This window comes from Pseudomonadota bacterium, assembly GCA_030860485.1.
Lineage (GTDB): Bacteria > Pseudomonadota > Gammaproteobacteria > JACCXJ01 > JACCXJ01 > JACCXJ01.
Genome location: JALZID010000041.1, coordinates 1 through 18,542 on the forward strand (window position 1 = coordinate 1; position 18,542 = coordinate 18,542).

The 18,542-nt window shown below is 65.3% G+C and carries 21 protein-coding genes and 2 pseudogenes; 17 read left to right on the forward strand and 6 right to left on the reverse strand.

Annotation, left to right across the window (positions count from 1 at the left end; translation table 11 throughout):
- The 9 genes and pseudogenes from M3461_01920 to M3461_01960 form a co-directional block, all read left to right on the forward strand.
- Positions 1–184 (forward strand): hypothetical protein (locus tag M3461_01920; protein ID MDQ3773207.1); only part of this gene is annotated, 184 nt, incomplete at its 5' end.
- A 122-nt stretch (positions 185–306) separates the two neighbouring features.
- Positions 307–1,662: a cystathionine beta-synthase gene (locus tag M3461_01925; GenBank protein MDQ3773208.1), complete on the forward strand. Its 1,356-nt coding sequence runs from the start codon at positions 307–309 to the stop codon at positions 1,660–1,662.
- A gap of 23 nt (positions 1,663–1,685) precedes the next feature.
- A complete protein-coding gene (locus M3461_01930; GenBank protein MDQ3773209.1) occupies positions 1,686–2,843 on the forward strand; it encodes a PLP-dependent aspartate aminotransferase family protein in 1,158 nt (385 codons plus the stop codon).
- Between the two features lie 189 nt (positions 2,844–3,032).
- Positions 3,033–3,182 carry a hypothetical protein gene (locus M3461_01935; protein ID MDQ3773210.1) on the forward strand — a complete coding sequence of 50 codons (150 nt, stop codon included), beginning with the start codon at positions 3,033–3,035 and terminating at the stop codon, positions 3,180–3,182.
- 502 nt (positions 3,183–3,684) lie between these two features.
- Positions 3,685–3,954 carry a type II toxin-antitoxin system Phd/YefM family antitoxin gene (locus tag M3461_01940; protein ID MDQ3773211.1) on the forward strand — a complete coding sequence of 90 codons (270 nt, stop codon included), beginning with the start codon at positions 3,685–3,687 and terminating at the stop codon, positions 3,952–3,954.
- Positions 3,951–4,250 (forward strand): type II toxin-antitoxin system RelE/ParE family toxin, encoded by a 300-nt coding sequence (locus M3461_01945; protein MDQ3773212.1) that lies wholly within the window; start codon positions 3,951–3,953, stop codon positions 4,248–4,250. The genes M3461_01940 and M3461_01945 overlap by 4 nt, the downstream gene beginning before the upstream one ends.
- 84 nt (positions 4,251–4,334) lie before the next feature.
- Positions 4,335–4,649, forward strand: a complete 315-nt coding sequence (locus M3461_01950; GenBank protein ID MDQ3773213.1) for a hypothetical protein — start codon at positions 4,335–4,337, stop codon at positions 4,647–4,649.
- A 115-nt stretch (positions 4,650–4,764) separates the two neighbouring features.
- Positions 4,765–4,919 (forward strand): annotated as a pseudogene (locus M3461_01955) (DNA-binding protein).
- Positions 4,906–5,343, forward strand: a complete 438-nt coding sequence (locus tag M3461_01960) for a type II toxin-antitoxin system VapC family toxin (protein MDQ3773214.1) — start codon at positions 4,906–4,908, stop codon at positions 5,341–5,343. Before M3461_01955 ends, M3461_01960 begins: the two are co-directional and overlap by 14 nt.
- A gap of 202 nt (positions 5,344–5,545) precedes the next feature.
- Here M3461_01960 and M3461_01965 read toward each other — a convergent pair whose 3' ends face one another.
- From M3461_01965 to M3461_01975, 3 genes are read right to left on the reverse strand one after another with little or no spacing between them, the layout of a single operon-like run.
- On the reverse strand, positions 5,546–6,760 hold the full coding sequence (locus tag M3461_01965; GenBank protein MDQ3773215.1) for a multifunctional CCA addition/repair protein: 1,215 nt from the start codon (positions 6,758–6,760) through the stop codon (positions 5,546–5,548).
- A gap of 7 nt (positions 6,761–6,767) precedes the next feature.
- Positions 6,768–7,730: a complex I NDUFA9 subunit family protein gene (locus M3461_01970; protein ID MDQ3773216.1), complete on the reverse strand. Its 963-nt coding sequence runs from the start codon at positions 7,728–7,730 to the stop codon at positions 6,768–6,770.
- Position 7,731: 1 nt separating this feature from the next.
- A complete protein-coding gene (locus tag M3461_01975) occupies positions 7,732–9,744 on the reverse strand; it encodes a transglycosylase SLT domain-containing protein (protein ID MDQ3773217.1) in 2,013 nt (670 codons plus the stop codon).
- 87 nt (positions 9,745–9,831) lie between these two features.
- Between M3461_01975 and M3461_01980 the strand changes: the two genes are divergently transcribed.
- A complete protein-coding gene (locus M3461_01980) occupies positions 9,832–10,617 on the forward strand; it encodes a sulfite exporter TauE/SafE family protein (protein ID MDQ3773218.1) in 786 nt (261 codons plus the stop codon).
- A gap of 195 nt (positions 10,618–10,812) precedes the next feature.
- Here M3461_01980 and M3461_01985 read toward each other — a convergent pair whose 3' ends face one another.
- Positions 10,813–11,244, reverse strand: coding sequence for a hypothetical protein (locus tag M3461_01985; protein ID MDQ3773219.1), 432 nt, complete (start codon positions 11,242–11,244; stop codon positions 10,813–10,815).
- A 74-nt stretch (positions 11,245–11,318) separates the two neighbouring features.
- Here M3461_01985 and M3461_01990 point away from each other — a divergent pair, with 74 nt between their 5' ends.
- The 7 genes and pseudogenes from M3461_01990 (at position 11,319) to M3461_02020 (ending at position 17,955) form a co-directional block, all read left to right on the forward strand.
- Positions 11,319–12,428, forward strand: coding sequence for a helix-turn-helix transcriptional regulator (locus M3461_01990; GenBank protein ID MDQ3773220.1), 1,110 nt, complete (start codon positions 11,319–11,321; stop codon positions 12,426–12,428).
- A 753-nt stretch (positions 12,429–13,181) separates the two neighbouring features.
- Positions 13,182–13,835: pseudogene (locus tag M3461_01995) on the forward strand (ice-binding family protein).
- 93 nt (positions 13,836–13,928) lie between these two features.
- Entirely contained in the window at positions 13,929–14,705 is a 777-nt protein-coding gene (locus M3461_02000) for a hypothetical protein (GenBank protein MDQ3773221.1), read from the forward strand.
- Positions 14,692–15,330: a hypothetical protein gene (locus tag M3461_02005; GenBank protein MDQ3773222.1), complete on the forward strand. Its 639-nt coding sequence runs from the start codon at positions 14,692–14,694 to the stop codon at positions 15,328–15,330. The genes M3461_02000 and M3461_02005 overlap by 14 nt, the downstream gene beginning before the upstream one ends.
- Positions 15,260–15,778 (forward strand): hypothetical protein, encoded by a 519-nt coding sequence (locus M3461_02010; GenBank protein ID MDQ3773223.1) that lies wholly within the window; start codon positions 15,260–15,262, stop codon positions 15,776–15,778. Before M3461_02005 ends, M3461_02010 begins: the two co-directional genes overlap by 71 nt.
- A 304-nt stretch (positions 15,779–16,082) precedes the next feature.
- Positions 16,083–16,769: a lysyl oxidase family protein gene (locus M3461_02015; protein MDQ3773224.1), complete on the forward strand. Its 687-nt coding sequence runs from the start codon at positions 16,083–16,085 to the stop codon at positions 16,767–16,769.
- Positions 16,770–17,622: 853 nt separating this feature from the next.
- Positions 17,623–17,955, forward strand: a complete 333-nt coding sequence (locus M3461_02020; GenBank protein MDQ3773225.1) for a sulfite exporter TauE/SafE family protein — start codon at positions 17,623–17,625, stop codon at positions 17,953–17,955.
- 221 nt (positions 17,956–18,176) lie between these two features.
- Here M3461_02020 and M3461_02025 read toward each other — a convergent pair whose 3' ends face one another.
- Both M3461_02025 and M3461_02030 read right to left on the reverse strand, forming a co-directional pair.
- Positions 18,177–18,371, reverse strand: a complete 195-nt coding sequence (locus M3461_02025; GenBank protein MDQ3773226.1) for an SUMF1/EgtB/PvdO family nonheme iron enzyme — start codon at positions 18,369–18,371, stop codon at positions 18,177–18,179.
- Positions 18,368–18,529, reverse strand: a complete 162-nt coding sequence (locus M3461_02030) for a hypothetical protein (protein MDQ3773227.1) — start codon at positions 18,527–18,529, stop codon at positions 18,368–18,370. Before M3461_02030 ends, M3461_02025 begins: the two co-directional genes overlap by 4 nt.
- Positions 18,530–18,542 lie beyond the last annotated feature (13 nt).

Consider the following 18,542-nt stretch of genomic DNA (forward strand, 5'->3'; position numbering starts at 1 on the left):
GGCCGAGCTTTTGGCCCGCGCCGAGGCGGCCGATGCCGAGCCGTTGCCCGAAGGGTTGAACCTGCCCGAGGAGTTGGCGCGGCGCGAGGCGCGGTTGGAAGCCATCGGCGAGGCGAAGGCCGAGATCTCGACCAACGATGGTCCCGCTCAGCACCTGCGCCGCCGCTGTACCGTTCAACCTTAGTCCGACAGGCTGCTAGAGGTCGAGCCACCCCCACGCGCGCGTTCCGGTAGGATCCTGGGTATCCCCCTCGACCTATGCGCCGGGCGCGGCTTGCTATCGACCGATCCAGGAGGCACCGCGGCATGAATATCCTTGAGCGCATCGGCAACACCGCCCTGATCGAAGTGACCCGACTGGACGCCGGCCCCTGCCGGCTATTCGTGAAGCTGGAAAATGAGAACCCCGGCGGATCGATCAAGGACCGCATCGCGCTGGCCATGGTCGAGTCGGCGGAGCGGGAGGGGAAGCTCCGCCCGGGTGGCACCTTGATCGAGGCGACGGCGGGCAACACCGGGCTCGCCCTGGCGCTTATTGCGGCGCGCAAGGGCTATCGCCTGCGCCTCGTCATCCCCGACAAGATGAGCCAGGAGAAGATCTTCCACCTGAAGGCCCTGGGCGCAGAGGTAGTGATGACCCGCTCGGATGTCGGACGGGGCCATCTGGAATATTATCAGGACGTTGCCGAGCGGCTGGAACGGGAGACCCCCGGTTCCTTTTACGTCAACCAGTTCGCCAACCCCGCCAACCCCAAGGCCCACGAGGAAGGCACCGGCCCGGAGATCTGGCGCCAGATGGATGGGGAGCTCGATGCCGTGGTATGCGGCGTCGGCAGCGGCGGTACCCTGACGGGGTTGTCCCGCTTTTTCGGTCGGGTCGCACCCGAGGTGAACCTGGTGCTGGCCGATCCCGCGGGCTCGGTGCTGGCCGATTACGTCAGGACCGGTACCCTAGGCCCGGCGGGTTCCTGGCTGGTCGAAGGGATCGGGGAGGACTTCCTCCCGCCCATCTGTGATCTCTCGCGGGTGCGGCACGTCTACACCATCACGGACGCCGAGAGCTTCGCGACCGCCCGAACCTTGTTGCGGCAAGAGGGCATCTTCCCGGGCTCGTCCTCGGGCACGCTCGTGGCCGCGGCGCTCGAGTATTGCCGGGGCCGCAGCCGGCCGGAGCGCGTGGTCACCTTCGTCTGCGACAGCGGCAACAAATACCTGTCCAAGATGTACAATGAATACTGGATGATCGACCAGGGTTTCATCGAGCGTGAGCCGCACGGCGATCTGCGCGACCTCATCTCCAGGCTGTATGCCGATCGCGCGGTGATCACGGTCAGTGCCGCGGACACCCTGCTCACGGCTTACGGGCGCTTCAAGCTATATGACATCTCGCAACTTCCGGTGCTGGAGGACGAGCACATCGTCGGCATCATCGACGAGTCCGATCTGCTCCTCGCCGTCTACGGTCACGAGGAGCGTTTCCAGGATCGGGTGGGGTCGGTGATGAGCACGCGGCTCGAAACCGTGCAGATCGCTACACCGCTCGCCGAGGTGCTGCCCCTGCTCGAGAGCGGCATGGTCCCCATCGTGTGCGAGGGTGACAGATTCCTGGGGCTCATCACCCGCATCGATCTCATCAATTATCTGCGCCGAGGCGTGCATTAAACCCGCTTAAGGGAGCTCATCCCATGCCCGACTCTCATTCCCAGGGATTCGCCACGCGCGCCATCCATGCCGGCCAACCCCCGGACCCCACCACCGGCGCCGTGATCACGCCGATCTATGCGACCTCGACCTATGTGCAACAGAGCCCGGGCGTGCATAAGGGGTTCGAATATTCGCGCACCGCCAACCCCACGCGGCTGGCCTATGAGCGTTGCGTCGCGGACCTCGAAGGCGGGCGCGCGGGGTTCGCCTTCGCCTCGGGCATGGCGGCGATAGCCGCCGTGCTCGAGCTGCTCGACACGGGCGCGCACGTGCTCAGCGTCGATGACCTCTACGGCGGGACCTACCGGCTGTTCGAACGGGTTCGGCGCCGCTCCGCGGGCCTTAGTTTCACCTACACCGATCTACGCGAGCGCGCGGCGACCGAGGCGGCACTGCGCCCGGAGACGCGCATGATCTGGGTGGAGACCCCGACCAACCCGCTCGTCAAGCTCGTGGACCTCACCATGGTCGCCGAGATCGCGAGGGCACGCGGCATCCTCACGGTGGCGGACAATACCTTTGCCACGCCCTGGGCCCAGTGTCCCATCGAGCACGGCTTCGATCTGGTGGTGCACTCGGCGACCAAATACCTCAACGGCCATTCCGACATGGTGGGCGGGGTGGTCGTGACGGCGACCGAGGAACTGGCCGAGCGCCTGGCGTTTCTGCAAAACGCGGCCGGCGCCATCGCCAGTCCCTTCGACGCCTTTCTCGCATTGCGCGGGATCAAGACCCTGGCCCTGCGCATGGAGCGCCACGGCCACAACGCCGCCGCCATTGCCGATTGGCTGGAAAGACATCCCAAGGTGGAAAAGGTCCATTATCCAGGGCTCGCGAGTCACCCGCAGCACGCCCTCGCCCGGCGTCAGATGCGTGGCTTCGGCGGCATGCTCTGCGCCGTGCTCGGAGGCGGGCTGCCGGAAGCCAGGCGTGTCCTCGAACGCTGTCGTCTCTTCACGCTCGCCGAGAGCCTGGGCGGCGTCGAGAGCCTCATCGGGCACCCGCCCACCATGACCCACGCCGCCATTCCGCCAAAGACCCGTGAGGCGCTCGGGATCAGCGATGGCCTCGTGCGTCTGTCGGTCGGGATCGAGGACGTGGACGACCTCATCGCCGATCTCGCGAACGCACTCGCGTGAACCGACCACGGGTGGTGGACAGCGTCAGACCCGTTGACCCGGACCGGCTGCACTGCCGGCAGGCTCACCCAGCCGATCACGTGCTCGATCTCCAGTCCTTCCGCCGGCAGGATCACGTTCACCTCGTCTGCAGCAAGGAGAAGCGCGCGAAAAAGCAGGCGAACATCGAGGCGGGACCGGGTCAAGGAGTTGGCGAAAAAGCGCTCGTCCTACCTGAAGCAAGAAGTCGAGGCACTGCGCGGCGCCGGGGACTCGCTGGACCACAAGCTCTATGACGCGGTGCGCGAGCAGGCCGGCAAGGCGGGCCTGCAATACAAGGCGGATGCGCCGGCGTACTGAGTTTCACCTGGCCACCTCCCGGCCGTTGCTGCGGCCCGGTCACACGACCGGGCCGTTCTTTTCATAACGAGGCGGCATCCCGCTTTGTCACGCTCACCGGCATTCTGGACAGGATCCAGCGATGCCCTTCACCTCTTGCGGGCAGGTGTACCGCTACGGCGCGCACATAGAAAATACGCTATCCGGCGATGAGTCTCTCGGCCTGGAAGAACCATGCGCGGCTTCGGCCCGCGTGTTTTCGTCGCGGCCGCCTTCATCGGCCCCGGCAACCGTCACCACCGCGCTGTTTGCGGCGTATCCCACCAACCGGTCGGACGCAGGCCGACACCTTGGAGGACGGTTTGGAAAGGAGGGCGTGCGTTTATCAACGGCGACTCTGCTCGTACAAATCCCCTTCCGCTCATATCCCTTCGCCGGAGCGACTCCGTGTCGTTGACGGCGCGCCTGGCCGCGCATAGACTAGTCGTAATTCTAATCAATCTACGATGTAACGTTACCAGCAATGAAGATCCTTCCGCTATCGGAAGCCAAGGCAAAGCTGAGCGCACTGGTGGATGAGGTGAGGGCCACCGACGAGGAAGTGGTCATCACCAAGAACGGCCGCGCCGCCGCCGTGCTGGTCAGCCACGACGAATATGAGGGTTGGAAGGAGACGATCGCGATTCATGGCGACGCGGTATTGATGCGAGATATCAAGGCTGGGCTCGGGGCGCTCAAGGCCAGGAAGGCTAAGGTCTACACCCTGGAGGAGCTTCTAAAGAGCAGTGGATGAGTGGCCGCCTCTACCGCCTCCGGGCGCCTCCCCAGGTCGTCACCATCATCCGCACACTTCACCCACAGATCAAGAGGAAGGTTCGCACCGCGCTCGCGTCGATTCTCGCGAAACCGCATTCCGGGAAGGCGCTCAAGGACGATCTCGCGGGCCTTCGGAGTTTCCGAGTGAGTCGCTTCCGCATTATATACCGCATTCGTCCCGGTCGTCTGATCGAAATCATCGCAGTCGCACCGCGCGACCGGATCTATGAAGAGACCTACCGGCTGATAGCCAGGAATCCCACTTGGATGTAGGATGGGTTAGCCGCGCTGTTTGCGGCGTAACCCGCCAACCCGTCGGCCGCAGGCCGGCAGTCCCGGAAATACTCGCTCGGCCAGATGGCGTATTTGTTCCAGATACCATCGCAGCTCCTCCGCCTCGATCGGCCCGATGGGCGCAACGAAGCGCCAGCTCTGCACGCTGGCTACTTCACGCTGCCCCGGCGTGGCGGGCTCATAGACAAGCCGGGCGCGAGCCGAGGCGCGGCGGACGCCGCCGTGCTCGTGAAACTTCAAGTCGGTGAGCTCGAGGACGAGCTCTTCCAGTGGCTGTGCGGGCGGCTGCGGCGTGGTCTCGATATCCGCAGGCTCTCTTTTGCCCAGCGCGACAAGGATCGGATGAATCGCCGCCTCGACTCCGCGCCGCGCTGCTGACAGCGATGTAAAGCGGCTCCGCGTCGAAGAACTCTTCGAGCACGCCGAGCTTTGTGCTGTCGAGTGAGAGCGCGAAAACGGGGAACTCAAGGCGCGGGCGGGCCGGCGTCGTACCAGCGCCGAAGCGGAGCATCGTCGAATCCTAGCGGAGGCTTTGTGGAGCCGCGTCGAAAAACGTTCGCTGAAGTCCTGTCCCGCATGCCCGGTGTAGGCGAGGAAGCAGACTTCGAGCGCATCGACACAGGCTTCCGCGATCATGTACCTCGTTGACACCAAACGTCATCAGCGAAGCTCGAAAGGGCCGCAGGGCCAATCCCGGCGTTACCTGATCCAGCTATGGGGATTCTTCAAGGACGCGGCGGCGGCCGGCACACCGCTATTCATCAGCGTCATCACCGTAGGCGAAATCCGGCGCGGTATCGAGTTACTGCGCCACCGTGGCGACCTGTTCCAGATGAGGCGGTTGGAAACATGGCTGGAGGATCCGCTCACCGACTTCGGCGAGCAGGTGCTGGAGTTCGGTCGGGAAGAGGCCCAGGTCTGGGGCCGCTTGTGCGTACCACACCCCGAGAACGCCATCGATAAACAGATCGCCGCCATCGCACTGACGCGCGACCTTACCCTGGTCACGCGTAATACCAGCCACTTCTCGCGCTTGGGACTCGTGGTGCTGAATCCGTTTGACCGGGCGTGACGTACGTTGCCCTGCCCGTTGTGTGATAGCGAATATGACTGGTGAGAAGGGGAACGAGAGGGTGTAGGTCTCAAACTGATCAATGGAGGCGACGGCGCGGTAGCGCTACGACGTTGTCCGGTGGGGTAACGTTCACATGATAGGTTTGGGAGATCATGAACCTGTTGCAAAGCCCCATTTAATTTCCGATGCTTTTCTAATTCTAATCGTGAAGCTTGAGCGCCGCGATGGCCTCGATGCGCAGCCGTTCGAGCTCGCGCCCCAATGCCTCGCCCGTGAGACCCCGATCCACGAGCGGTCGGACCTCCACGGCGCGCGCCGCGGCCAGCGCTTGTGTGAGGAACGCGGCCTGCGGATAGGGCCGCTCCGCGAGCCCCGCGCGGCCGCGCGCATCGGCCTCGCACGCGAGTAAGAATAGCTCGAGGCGCTCGGGCCGTCGCAGGGCGTCGAGGCCCTGGAGGGTCTTGAGCACCGTGCCGGACCGCAATTCCAGGGCGCGATGGCAGTGGCCGTGGTAGCGGGCGACCACGACCGCGAGATCGCGGTAGTCGTTGGGGACCCGGTAGCGATCGCAGAGCCCGTGGATCAGCGCCACGCTGCGTTCCTCGTGACCGCGGTGGCTCGGCCATTGTTCCTTGGGCGTGGTGCCCTTGCCGAGGTCGTGCACGAGGGCTGCGAAGCGTACGCGCCGATCGGGGGTCAGGCTCGCCGCGACATCGAGGACCAGCAGGATGTGGACGCCGGTGTCGATCTCCGGGTGGTAGCGGGCCGGTTGGGGGACACCGTAGAGGCGCGCCAGCTCGGGCAACAGCACCTCCAGGGCGCCACAGGCGTACAGCACCTCGAAGAAGCGCCTGGGCTTTGGCTCGCCGAGGGCCCGGTCGAGCTCGGCGAAGACCCGCTCCGGGACCAGGGCATCGATCTCCCCGCCCGTGACCATCTCGCGCATGAGCCCGAGGGTCTCCTCGGCCACCCGGAAGCCCATGCGGGCGGCGAAGCGCGCGACCCGCAGGAGGCGTACCGGATCCTCGACGAAGGCCGGCGAGACGTGCCGGAGGATCCCTGCGGCCAGATCGGCGCGACCGCCGTAGGGATCGATCAATTGGCCGTCGGGGTCCTCGGCCATAGCGTTGATGGTGAGATCGCGACGCCGGAGATCCTCCTCCAGGGTGACCTCGGGGGAGCTCTGGAAGACGAAGCCCGTGTAGCCGGGTGCGGTCTTGCGCTCGGTGCGGGCGAGGGCGTATTCCTCGTGGGTCTCGGGGTGCAGGAAGACCGGGAAGTCACGCCCGATAGGCCGATAGCCGCGCGCGATGAGGTCCGCGGAGGTCGCCCCCACGACCACCCAGTCGCAGTCCGACACCGGCCGGTCGAGCAGCCGATCGCGTACCGCGCCGCCGACCTTGTAGACCTTCACAGCGCCCTCACTTGCGTCGGGCGAGCCCTCTCAGCTTCCGGTACAAGCCCCGCTGGCCGCGCTCTGTGAGGTAGCCCGGCACCACGCTCTCGACGGCCGTGGGCGTGATGCCGAGGCTTAGAAGCCCGTTCTCGCCGCCGCACACGCTATCGATCTGTAGCGATCGATGGTTGTCCAGGGACAGCGGTTTGCCGGGCACGTGCTCCAGGATCTGCGCCTGCAAGAGCGACAGGCGCGCGTTCAAGGGCAGGACGTAGCGGCGCAGCTTCAGGCACTGGGCCGTATAGGCCACGAGCTCGGCGAGGGTGTAAGCCTTCGGTCCGCAGAGGTCGTAGCGCCGCCCGTAGGTCGCGGGATCGGTGAGGCTAAGCGCCATGGCCTCGACCACGTCCCCAACATACACCGGCGCGAAGCGCGCGTTGGGGCAGGCGAGCGGAAACACCAGTGGCGCGAGTCTCAGCAGGCCCGCGAAGCGGTTGAAGAAGGCATCGTCGGGCCCGAAGATGACCGAGGGCCGGAAGCTCGTCACCCGGAAGTCCTCGGCGGCGGCATGGACCAGGTCCTCGGCCTCGCCCTTGGTGCGCTGGTAGTGGCTCGGGCCCGCCTGTGCGTCGGCGTTCAGGGCGCTCATGTGGAGGAGCCGCGGGATCTCGTTGGCCCGGCAGGCCGCGATGAGCTTGCGTGCCAGCTCTACATGGGCCTCGCGGAAGCCGCTGCCGTCGTCCCCGCGCTCGTTCAGGATCCCGATGAGGTTGACCACGGCGTCGCAGCCGCGCAGCTCGCGCTGCAATACGGCGGGGTCGTGGACATCGGCCTCGACGAGGTCCAAGGTCGGGATCACCAGGAGGTCACGGTGACGCTCACGGCGGCGCGTGAGCACCTTGAGCGGGTAGCGCGCCTTGGTCAGGCGGTTCGCCAGGTGGCGCCCCACGAAACCGGTTCCGCCGAGAATGGCGATGGCCTTGATCATATCAACCGTAGACCCCGGCCGGGGGCGTCCCGGTGCAAGCGAGTTGGGCTCCGCCCTTGGGGCGGGCGGGCACCTTTCCGAGGCGTGCGGTCACGGTGGTCACGGGCCGGGCCAGGCGCCACTCGTACACGGTGGCGTAGAAGAGGAGGTTGCGGACATAGCGGCGCGTCTCGCGAAACGGGATGATCTCGACCCAAAGCTCGGCATCCATGCAGCCGGCCTTGGGACGCCACTGCTCGACCCGGCCCGGGCCGGCATTATAGGCCGCGGCCGCCATGGCGAGGTTGCCGCGGTAACGGCTCAACATCTCGCGCAGATAGTGGCTGCCCAGGCGCACGTTGGTGGGCGGGGCCAGGATGGTTTTCTCGCCACCGAGCGCCATTCCCGCGTGCCGGGCCGTGATTCTTGCCGTGGCGGGCATGAGCTGCATGAGCCCCAGGGCCCCCGCGCTGGAGCGCGCCTCGACGCGAAACGCGCTCTCGGCGCGGATGACGCCGAAGACGAGCGCCGGCTCGAGCCTCTGGCGCCTGCCGTTGTCGCGCACCAGATCGTTGAAGGCCATGGGGAAGCGCAGCTCCAGATCGTCGTAGAGCTTGGCCTTGCCGAGGGCGGAGATCACCTGGTCGAACCAGCCCCAGCGCTGCGCGTAGGCGGCGGCCAAGAGGATGCGCGACGGGGCCATGTTCGCGACCGCGTGGTTCCACTCCGCGCGCGCCTCGCTCGGGTAGCCGGCCAGGTCCAGCTCGCGCGCCCGGACGATGGCCGGCTGGGAAAACAACCAGCCCTCATCGGCGGCGTTCACTTGTGTGGGACGGTGGTTCATGCGATAGGGGATCCCCAGCCGATCGGCGGCGGCGAAGCCGTAGTAGTCGCGCTCCCGGGCCAGCTCCCGATACAGGGGCTCGGCCGCCGCGCGCCGGCCGCTCAGCTCCAGCGAGCGAGCGCGCCAGTATCGCCAGCGAAGCGGCGGCATCTCCGGCGCCGGTTCCTGCTCGGTCCAGCGTGCCAGGGTGGCGAAATCGCGCCTCAGGACGGCATTGCGCAGGCGGGCGCCCTGCACCTCGGCATCGACGGCGCTCGCGCCCACGCGGTCGAGCCAGGCGTTGGCCGAGAGGTGGTCCTGATCGACTGCGACGAGCGCCAGGGCCCGCCACACCTCGGCGACCAGCCGGGGCGAGGACAGTTGCAGGCGCTGGAACCGGGCGTGTGCCCGGTCCACATCGGTCTTGGCCAGGCGCACGATGGCGTGGGCCGCTACCTCGTGGGCGCGCTCGTCGTTGCGCCGGAGCTCCGGGCGGCCCAGGGCACCGGTCGGGTTCGCATGGGCTCCCAGCCACAGTCTGACCCACGGGCGGTCGGCGGCCGGCAACTCCGCCGACAGGTGCTGCGCGAGGCCGGGCTGTCCCCGTGCCATGGCCAGCCGCAGACGGTCCCAGACGAGGTCGCGGGTCAGGAGCCCCTGGTGCTTCAGCCAGGCGAAGGCCGGCTTGCAGGACTCGGGCTGCGAGGTCCCGGTGAGCCACAGCGTCCGGGCTTCCTCGGCTACGCCCGACTTGCGCCCGGTCACGATGCGGGCGTACAGCTCGTAGCAGCGCATCCCGAGGTTCTCTTGCGGGCGGTAGAAGGTCAGGAATTCCCCCCAGCGCCCTTCCTTGGCCAGGCGCTCGAGCCAGGCCGTGCGCAGCCGCGCCGCCAGGATCGAATCGGAATAGGCCTCCAGGAACGCCGCGACCTCATGGGGCGCCAGGCGCGCCAGGTTCGGCCGCAGCTCGTAATAACGCAGATAGGGATAGAGGACGTAGTCCCGGAGCCGAGCGGTGAGGGCCTCGAAGCGGCTCATCTGGCCCATGCGCAGTGCTATGCGTGCCTCGCGAAATTGACGGCGCTCGGCCGACACGGCCCCGGCGGGGACCGCGGCGGGAACGAGCATCGCGACCAACACCGCCCCCGCGATCCACCGTGCCCGTGCCGAGAGGCGGCGGCGTTCCGATGACGGCAGGGGCTTTGGCGGCATATGAAATAATTGTCGTGTGAAATCGCGCAATGCACAACCGGCGCGAGGGCGCCGAAGCGGGTTGCGATAAGGTCGCTCGGCGTGGACCTGCCTGCCCTCACGGCCTATCTCTCGCTGGGCGCCGTAGCCGGCCTCTTGGCCGGTCTCTTCGGCCTCGGCGGCGGGATCGTGATCGTCCCGGCCCTGTTCTTTCTCTATCTCCGGCAGGGCTTTCCGGCCGAGCTCTGCATGCACCTCGCGGTCGGCAGCTCGCTCGCGACCGTGGTCTTCACCTCCATCACCTCGGGCATGGCCCATCACCGCCACGGCGCGGTCCGGTGGCCGGTGGTCCGGCGCTTGTCGCCGGGGATCGTGGGGGGCGCGGCGCTCGGGGCGGTGCTCGCCGAGTACGCGCCGGGCCGGTTCCTGCGGGTCTTCTTCGGCCTCTTCGAGCTCCTGGTCGCGGCCCAGCTCGCGCTGGCCCCGCGGCCGGATGCCCATCGCGACCTGCCCGGAACCGGCGGGATGTGGCTCGTGGGCATGGGGATCGGTGCGCTCTCTACCCTGCTCGGGATCGGCGGGGGGACCTTGACCGTGCCGCTCCTGGTCTATTGCAACGTCCCCATCCATCAGGCCGTGGGCACCTCGGCGGCCTGTGGTCTGCCCATCGCGCTCGCCGGGGCGATCGGCTTCGCCGTGGCCGGCTGGGGCGAGGCCGGGCTGCCGGCCGGAAGCAGCGGCTACCTCTACTGGCCCGCCGTGGCGGCCATCGTCGCCGGCAGCGCCTTCCTCGCCCCCCTCGGCGCGCGCCTCGCCCATGCCCTGCCGGTCGCGACCCTGCGCCGGGGGTTCGCGGCGGTGGTCGCGCTCATCGGAGTTAGGATGTTGGTGTAGCGGGTTCGGTCAAGGGGCCCGGGCCTATCGAACCCCGTGTCAGGCGAGGACAAGAAGGTCGGCGGCGATTACGGGTCTGCCGGGGTAGCGCTCTCGGCAACGCCGGTGACCGACTCCACCAAGTGTCGCGCCTTTGCGTGGCCGGGCAGGTTCGCATTTTCCGCTAGCGGGACTCGCTCGGTGACTGCGCCAATCTCACACGGGGATTGCGTAGGGAGCCGCGCGAGCACGGGGGGCGGCACCTTTAAGATCATCGCCGCCATCGAGGACCCCCCCGTGATCGCCAAGATCCTCACCCATCTCGGCTTGCCCGCCAGAACACCGCCCCGACCCCCGGCGCGAGTTCGATCGACTCCAATATAGCCTGATCCCAAAACGATACCCCCTCCCATCCGGTTCAGCCCTGAGCCGACAATCCCCCTTGGCCCTCGCTCGCCCGAGACGCCAAAACACCCCGAAACTTGCGCCTCGGACCGATGAAGGGCCCGAGACGTTCACGCGGTAGCTCGGATCGCGAATCTCGGCCGCGATCTCGGCGAGCTCGGCCTCGGCGATATTCTTCTCCGTGGCAATGCCGCGGTCCATCACCACCAACGCGTTCTTGGGCGCCTGGAGTGACAGCAACATTTCCTCCAGCGTTCTGGGCGGTTCATGAAATGCAGGGATTGCATGGCAAGGCCGGGCCATTTGCGAGGGATAGCATGGGTGACGTGGTTTTCGACACTCCTGGGGACGGACTTTCCGCCGCCGTGGAGCGGCGACTCGGGCATGGATCCGGGTCATGGCAATCATTGTTGGAAGGGATCGTGGCCGCCCTGGATGCAACTGCGGCTGCGATCGTGTGTCACCACCCGGGCGTCGAATGCACGGGCGCAATGCAGCAGACGGTGATCTGCCAACGCGGTAGGGGGCGACCGGGATCCGTCGACGGCCTGTCGACATTGCGGTCGGAAGCGGCGGGTTCGCTCGGAGAAGTGGGGGGGAGTGGGCGAGAAGGAACACGCGTTCGCCCAGGCGGCCAGATCTGGACGAGCCGCGTACCCCCAGGAGAGCTCGACTATCGCCTATGCGCACTGCTGGCGGTCGACGAGAACCATGTCACCGTGCTTGAGCTGGACCGGCCACCGGATCGCGCGCCCTTCGGCGCCGCAGAGGTCGAGGGCTTAGAGCGCCTCCTTCCGGGACTACAGCTCGCGGTTCGGTGCCTACTCCGGTCGGCCGCGGGCGACATGCAGGCGCGCGTGTTCAACCGACTGCCGGTCGCCGTGGCGCAGATCGGGGCAAATCGGGAGATCTTGTTCCACAACCATGCCTTGCGGTACTTGCTGGCCCAGGCCGACGGCCTGCGGGTCGCGTCGGATCGGATCCGAGCCTGCGCGGTGCAGGAGGATCGCATTCTGGCGGACCGGGTTCGCCGTGCCATCGCCGGCATCCGGGCCAATGATCTGTTGCCCATCGGCCGGCCATCAGGCCGCCCCGCCTATTTGGTGTACATCGGACCGCTTATGCGCCGCGCCGACCGGCGTCCCGCGAATGCCGGTACGGCCATGCTGGTCGCGCTAAGCCCGGGGGATTGCGACCGGGACACGATCGTACGGTTTGGAACAGGGTATGGACTGACCGGGGCGGAGATCCGCATCGTACAGTTCATGCTGGAGGGCCAGGGCGTAAATGACATCGCCGGGCGCCTTCAAGCGAGCGTCCATACCGTGCGCTGGCACCTGAAGTCTATCTACGCCAAGACCGGTGCCGCAGGTCAACCCCATCTGGTCCGGCTCTTCATGCACGCCATGCATCTCAGCATCGCCTGAGTCGCCGCCGCGCCGTTGCTCGACTCCGACGCGGCCGGACCCGATGCGCGGCTCGAAACCGCGACCACAGACTCCACCCGCCCCCCAATCACTCGATCCCACCCATATGGGTGGCGACGGCGCTTCGCAAAGGCTCTAGCATGCCTCCAATTACCTGGGAGGAACCTGATCACAGTAGAAGAAGCAGGGGAATCGCAATTAATGTTAATTCATATCCTAGGAAAAAGTCGTACTAACTAACCGAGCGGAGAGGTAAGCTGCTATGTTATATACAGTGTTAATGTTTCTTCTTTATTGGTGTTTGCTCAGCTTCTTTACGGTTGGTGCTTTTGTTGGTTTGATGGCATTAGCGGATAGAGCCGCGATCCGAGCAGGTGCCGCTCGATATGGCCTGGGCAGTTCGGCCGGCGCCTGGGAGAACGACGTTACGGACGGCGGAGCGGTGTTTATGGGTGGCTGGGTGGAGTGTATTGATAATAACAATAGAGAAAGCTTAAATGACTACGTTACGTTACACGTTTCGAAGTGATAATGATCGTGGGCGGCTTTACTGCTTTCGGTTTGGCGATGTATTGCTGTTCAGGCATCGCCCACAGCGAAAAGATGTGCCCAACAAAGCACATTATTGGCCGTTATCAACCTAGGGATATTCCATTCTTGAAGGAGTTAATGAACACTATGAACACTATGAGCACTATGAGCACTATGAACACCCTGAAGCGGTGGTTTCTCATTGTTCTTACCTTCACCGCAATTACCGCGGCCCCATTCCACGCAGCATTGGCCCAGGTCGCCCCATCACTGGGTACGGCGGAGAGTTTCGCGGTACTGGGTAGCTCGACGGTGACCAATACCGGCCCGACCATTGTAACCGGAGACCTGGGTGTCAGCCCGGGTTCGGCGGTTACCGGTTTTCCTCCTGGGATCGTGGTCGGAGGGACGATACATGTAGCTGATGGGGTGGCGGGTGGGGCTCAGAGTGATACCACCGCCGCGTATAATAATCTGGCAGGCCAGGCGCTCGATTTCGACTTGACTGGTCAGGATCTCGGTGGGTTGACGCTCGTGGAGGGCGTCTATTTCTTTTCTTCCTCGGCTCAGTTGACGGGAGCGCTCACTCTCGACGCCCAGGGCGACCCCGATGCGGTCTGGGTGTTCCAGATAGGGAGCACCCTCACGACGGCGAGCGCCTCGTCGGTACTGCTAATCAATGGCGGTCAACCATGCAACGTCTTTTGGCAGGTCGGTAGCTCCGCGACTCTCGGTACAACCACTTCGTTCACAGGAAATATTCTCGCGCTCGCGAGCATTACTCTCACTACAGGCGCAACCGTGTCCGGTAGAGCCCTGGCGCGAAATGGTGCGGTGACGATGGATTCCAACATCGTCACCCGCTCCGCGTGCGCCGAACCGCCGGTCACTCCCATCCCGCCCACGCTCGGCAAGGCCTTCAGTCCGGCCACCATCAATGCGGGCGATACATCGACCCTCACCATTACCTTGACCAACCCTGACGGCACAGTCGCCAGCAACGCGTCGTTCACCGACACATTGCCCAGCGGCGTGGTGATCGACGGAATCGCCAGCACCACCTGCGGCGGGACGGTCGCTACCGGCACCTCGACGGTGACCTTGACGGGAGGCTCGATCCCGGCCAACGACTCCTGCACGGTGACGGTGGACGTGACCGCGCCTAGCGGGGGCAACTACCTCAACTCGCTGGCCGCCGGCGCCTTGCAGACCAGCAACGGCAGTAATGCCGCTCCGGCCATGGCGACCTTGACCGTCATCCCCCCCGCGAGCGTCCCGCCCACGCTTGGTAAGGCCTTCAGTCCGGCCACCATCGATGCGGGCGGTACATCGACCCTCACCATTACCTTGACCAACCCTAACCTCACGCCCGCCATCCTGACCGCGCCGCTCACCGACACATTGCCCAGCGGCGTGGTGATCGACGGAAGCGGCAGCACCACCTGCGTCGGGGGGACGGTCACTACCGGCACCTCGACGGTGACCTTGACGGGAGGCTCGATCCCGGCCAACGGCTCCTGCACGGTGACGGTGGACGTGACTGCGGCTAGCGGGGGCAACTACCAGAACTCGCTGGCCGTTGGCGCCTTGCAGACCAGCAACGGCAGTAATACCGAGCCGGCCATGGCGACCTTGACCGTCACCCCCCCCCGCGGCCGTCGCGCCCACGCTCGGCAAGGCCTTCAGTCCGGCCACCATCACTGCGGGTGGGACCTCGACTCTTACCATTACCTTGAACAACCCTAACAGCACGGTCGCCACCCTGACCGCGCCGCTCACCGACACATTGCCCAGCGGCGTGGTGACCAATGGAAGCGGCAGCACCACCTGCGGCGGGACGGTCACTACCGGCACCTCGACGGTAACCTTGACGGGAGGCTCGATCCCGGCCAACGGCTCCTGCACGGTGACGGTGAATGTCACCGCGCCTAGCGCGGGCAGCTACGAAAACAAGCTGCCTGCCGGCGCGTTGCAGACCAATAAAGGCAACAACGCCGCGCAGGCCTCCGCGATCTTGACCGTCAAACCCGCCGCGAGCGTCGCACCGAAGCTCACCAAGGCCTTCAGTCCGGCCACCATCAATGCGGGCGGAGTCTCGACACTTACCATTACCTTGAGCAACACCAACGCCACAAAAGCCACCCTGACCGCGCCGCTCACCGATACATTGCCCAGCGGCGTCGTCGTGGTCGCGGGCAGTGCCAGCACCACCTGCGGCGGGACGGTCACGGTCAACAAGGGCGGCGAAGGTGACCTTGACGGGGGGATCGATCCCGGCCAATGGCTCCTGTACGGTGACGGTGAAAGTCACCGCAAAAAACAAGGGCAGCTACATCAACAAGCTGCCTGCCGGCGCGTTGCAGACCAATAAAGGCAGCAACGCCGCCCAGGCCGTCGCGACCTTGACCGTCAACCAGTCCGCGAGCGCCGCGCCCAAGCTCAGCAAGGCTTTCAGCCCGGCCACCATCAAAGCGGGCGGAGTCTCGACGCTTACCATCACCTTGAGCAACACCAACACCACAAAAGCCAACCTGACCGCGCCGCTCACCGACACATTGCCCAGTGGCGTCGTCGTGGTCGCGGGCAGTGCCACCACCACCTGCGGCGGGAAGCTCACGGTCAACAAGGGCGGCACGACGGTGACCTTGACGGGGGGATCGATCCCGGCCAAGGGCTCCTGTACGGTGACGGTGAAAGTGACCGCAAAATACAAGGGCAGCTACATCAACAAGCTGCCTGCCGGCGCGTTGAAGACCGACAAAGGCAGCAACGCCGCCCAGGCCGCCGCGACCTTGACCGTGACCGACTACAAAAAGTAAGCATGATCAGTGTCGCTGCCTGCTCTGATCGCGTCCTTTGATGGATCTCGGTCCCAAATATCCGGATATGAAGTCAGCGGGGCCCTTCGGGCAGAAACCGAGGTAGTGTAAACCCAGAGGGAGGTTCGGTATCGGCGCCGAACCTCCCCCATTCACGCTTTGCACCTCGACTACCAATGCTGTCGCAGGAAGCAAGCGCAACAATCGATGAAAGGAGAAGTACATGAATTTCCGCAGACCAACTTTGGCACCGTTTGATCCTTGGCGCCTACTCGTACTGTTCTCGGCCTTGGGGACACCCGCCATGGTGGCGGCGGCCGAGCCTCTCTTGCCCTGCTCGGACCCCAACGGGTGTCCAGATCTTATCGTCGACCAAAACAAGCTAAAAAACTGGAAGATCCAAACGACAAACTTCTCAGCGGACGATTGTACCGTGGTCGAAGGTGAGACGGAGGCCGGCACGCGCACGTTACTGCGCTTTACCTTTACCACACCAAACCTGGGTCCCGGTGCTCTTATCGTTGGGGATCCCAATGATCATCCCGAACTGTTCGACTTCGTTACTTGTCATGGGCATGCGCACTACAAAGAGTACGCCGACTATCGCCTCTGGACGCTAAACGGCTATTTGAAGTGGCAAGCCCTGAGGCAGGCCAATCCCGGAGCCCTCGCAAGTGAGCTTCTTGCCGCAAACCCGGCGGTGGCCGCAAAGATGGTCTCGGGCGGGAAGCGTGGGTTTTGCGTGGTCGACGTCGTTAGGTACTTGCGGACGGCGGTACCGGCGCAATACACAAGCTGCGATTTTCAGGGGATCAGCGTGGGCTGGGCCGATCAGTATGGCCGCCAGCTCGACGGGCAGTGGGTTGACATCACGGGTCTGGCACGCGGCAAGTACATGCTCGAGGCGGAAGTGAATGCCGAGCGGGTGTTCAAGGAAAGGGTGAACGGCTACTCGAACAATAGCGCGGCAGTCCCCGTCAGGATTCCCTGAAGCTGCCTGAGAAGGGGCCCGCGCTGCCGGAAGTTACGCGGTACGCGGGCTCGGCGCCCTACTTTAGAGCGGCTGTTGTTTGGATCGGAGTACGCAGGTCTCCCGCGATTAGGAAAGCTCCGCGGGATATGCTCCGAGAGATGTGCTGTCTTGGCGTCCGTTCGAGAGGCACCGGACTTGCTGGCCGGCGCTAATTTCGGAGGACACGACCCGGATGTCAGCCACGCCCCATGGTGCCCTTCGGGCATCGTCTCCGGCCACCCGGGTTCAACACCGCCTCCCTCCAGCGCCCATCATAGGGAAGCTGCGGTTTAGTTAGTCCAGCATAGCGATCGATCTCGCCAAAGATTCTTGAATCGGTCGGAGGTTAGATCTGTATCGCGCGCCGTGTGGTAAAGCGATCGTGACGCTTTAGCCCGGTGCCCGGCGCATGGCAGAAACCGCCGCCCAGGCGTAAGGACAGGCATAACTTCGACCAAGCGACGATTGGCCCGGCGCTAGGCGAAAGCGGGTAGAACGGGATCCCGGGCGCGGGAAGGGTCAGTCTCGCCGAATCGCGAGGCAGCTTCGGGAAGGCCCCGGGGGGAGGGCCCCTAGACGCGGTAGTCGATGTAGGGGATGTCCAGTCGCACAGCGAGCCTCGTGCCCACCGGACGGCGTAATCACGGTAGATGGAGGCGAAATCGGAGTAACATCGGGGCGGTGCTCGCCGAGCACGCGCCCGGCTGGTTCCTGCGTGTTCTTCGGCTCTTCGAGCTCCTGGTCGCGGCCCAGCTCGCGCTGGCCCCGCAGCCGGATGCCCATCGCGACCTGCCGGGAACCGGGGGGATGTGGCTCGTGGGCATGGGGATCGGTGCGCTCTCTAACCCTGCTCGGGATCGGCGGGGGGACGCTGACCGTGCCGCTCCTGGTCTATTGCAACGTCCCCATCCACCAGGCGGTGGGCACCTCGGCGGCCTGTGGTCTACCCATCGCGCTCGCCGGGGCGATCGGCTTCGCCGTGGCCGGCTGGGGCGAAGCCGGGCTGCCGGCCGGAAGCAGCGGCTACCTCTACTGGCCCGCCGTGGCGGCCGTCGTGGCCGGAAGCGCCTTCCTCGCCCCCCTCGGCGCGCGCGTCGCCCATGCCCTGCCGGTCGCGACCCCTGCGCCGGGGGTTCGCGGCGGTGGTCGCGATCATCGGAGTTAGGATGTTCGTGTAACGGGCTCCGTAAACAAGCGTAGCGCATTCGAGCAGATCCGCTGCGCTGCATTTAGGCTCCCACTATCGCATATACGCGCTGTTACACCTCGGCACCTGGTCCTGTTGTCACTCCAAGTCCCGTTGTTCGATTCAACGCCCGGTCTCCGTAAAAAACGCCGGCGCGGCCCTTCGGGCCGAAAAAAGAAACGTTAAAAGCACACAAAGGGTCAAATGTCCTGGGCGAGACGAAACCCCAGGCCGCTGCCCCGGATGTCGGGCATGTCCCTGAAACGGCAGGCCGAACGCACGAGCCACGTGTCGCCTATCCAGGAACCGCCGCGGATCACGCGCAGGTCATGGAGTTGGAGGAAGTCGGGACCCAATTGTGAGGCGTCGTCGTAACCGGCGAACCGGCAGGTCACGACGAGCGTGCAGTTCGGTCGGGCCCGGGGGCTCGTTCCAGCCAACGAGCAACTTTTTCGCGTTTTTTGGGATCGCTGACTTCGTCGAGCCCATCGAAGAGTAACAACAGATGACCGCGATTGAGCAGGCGCGCGCCGAAGCCCGTGCTCATTTTCATGTGCGGGTCATCG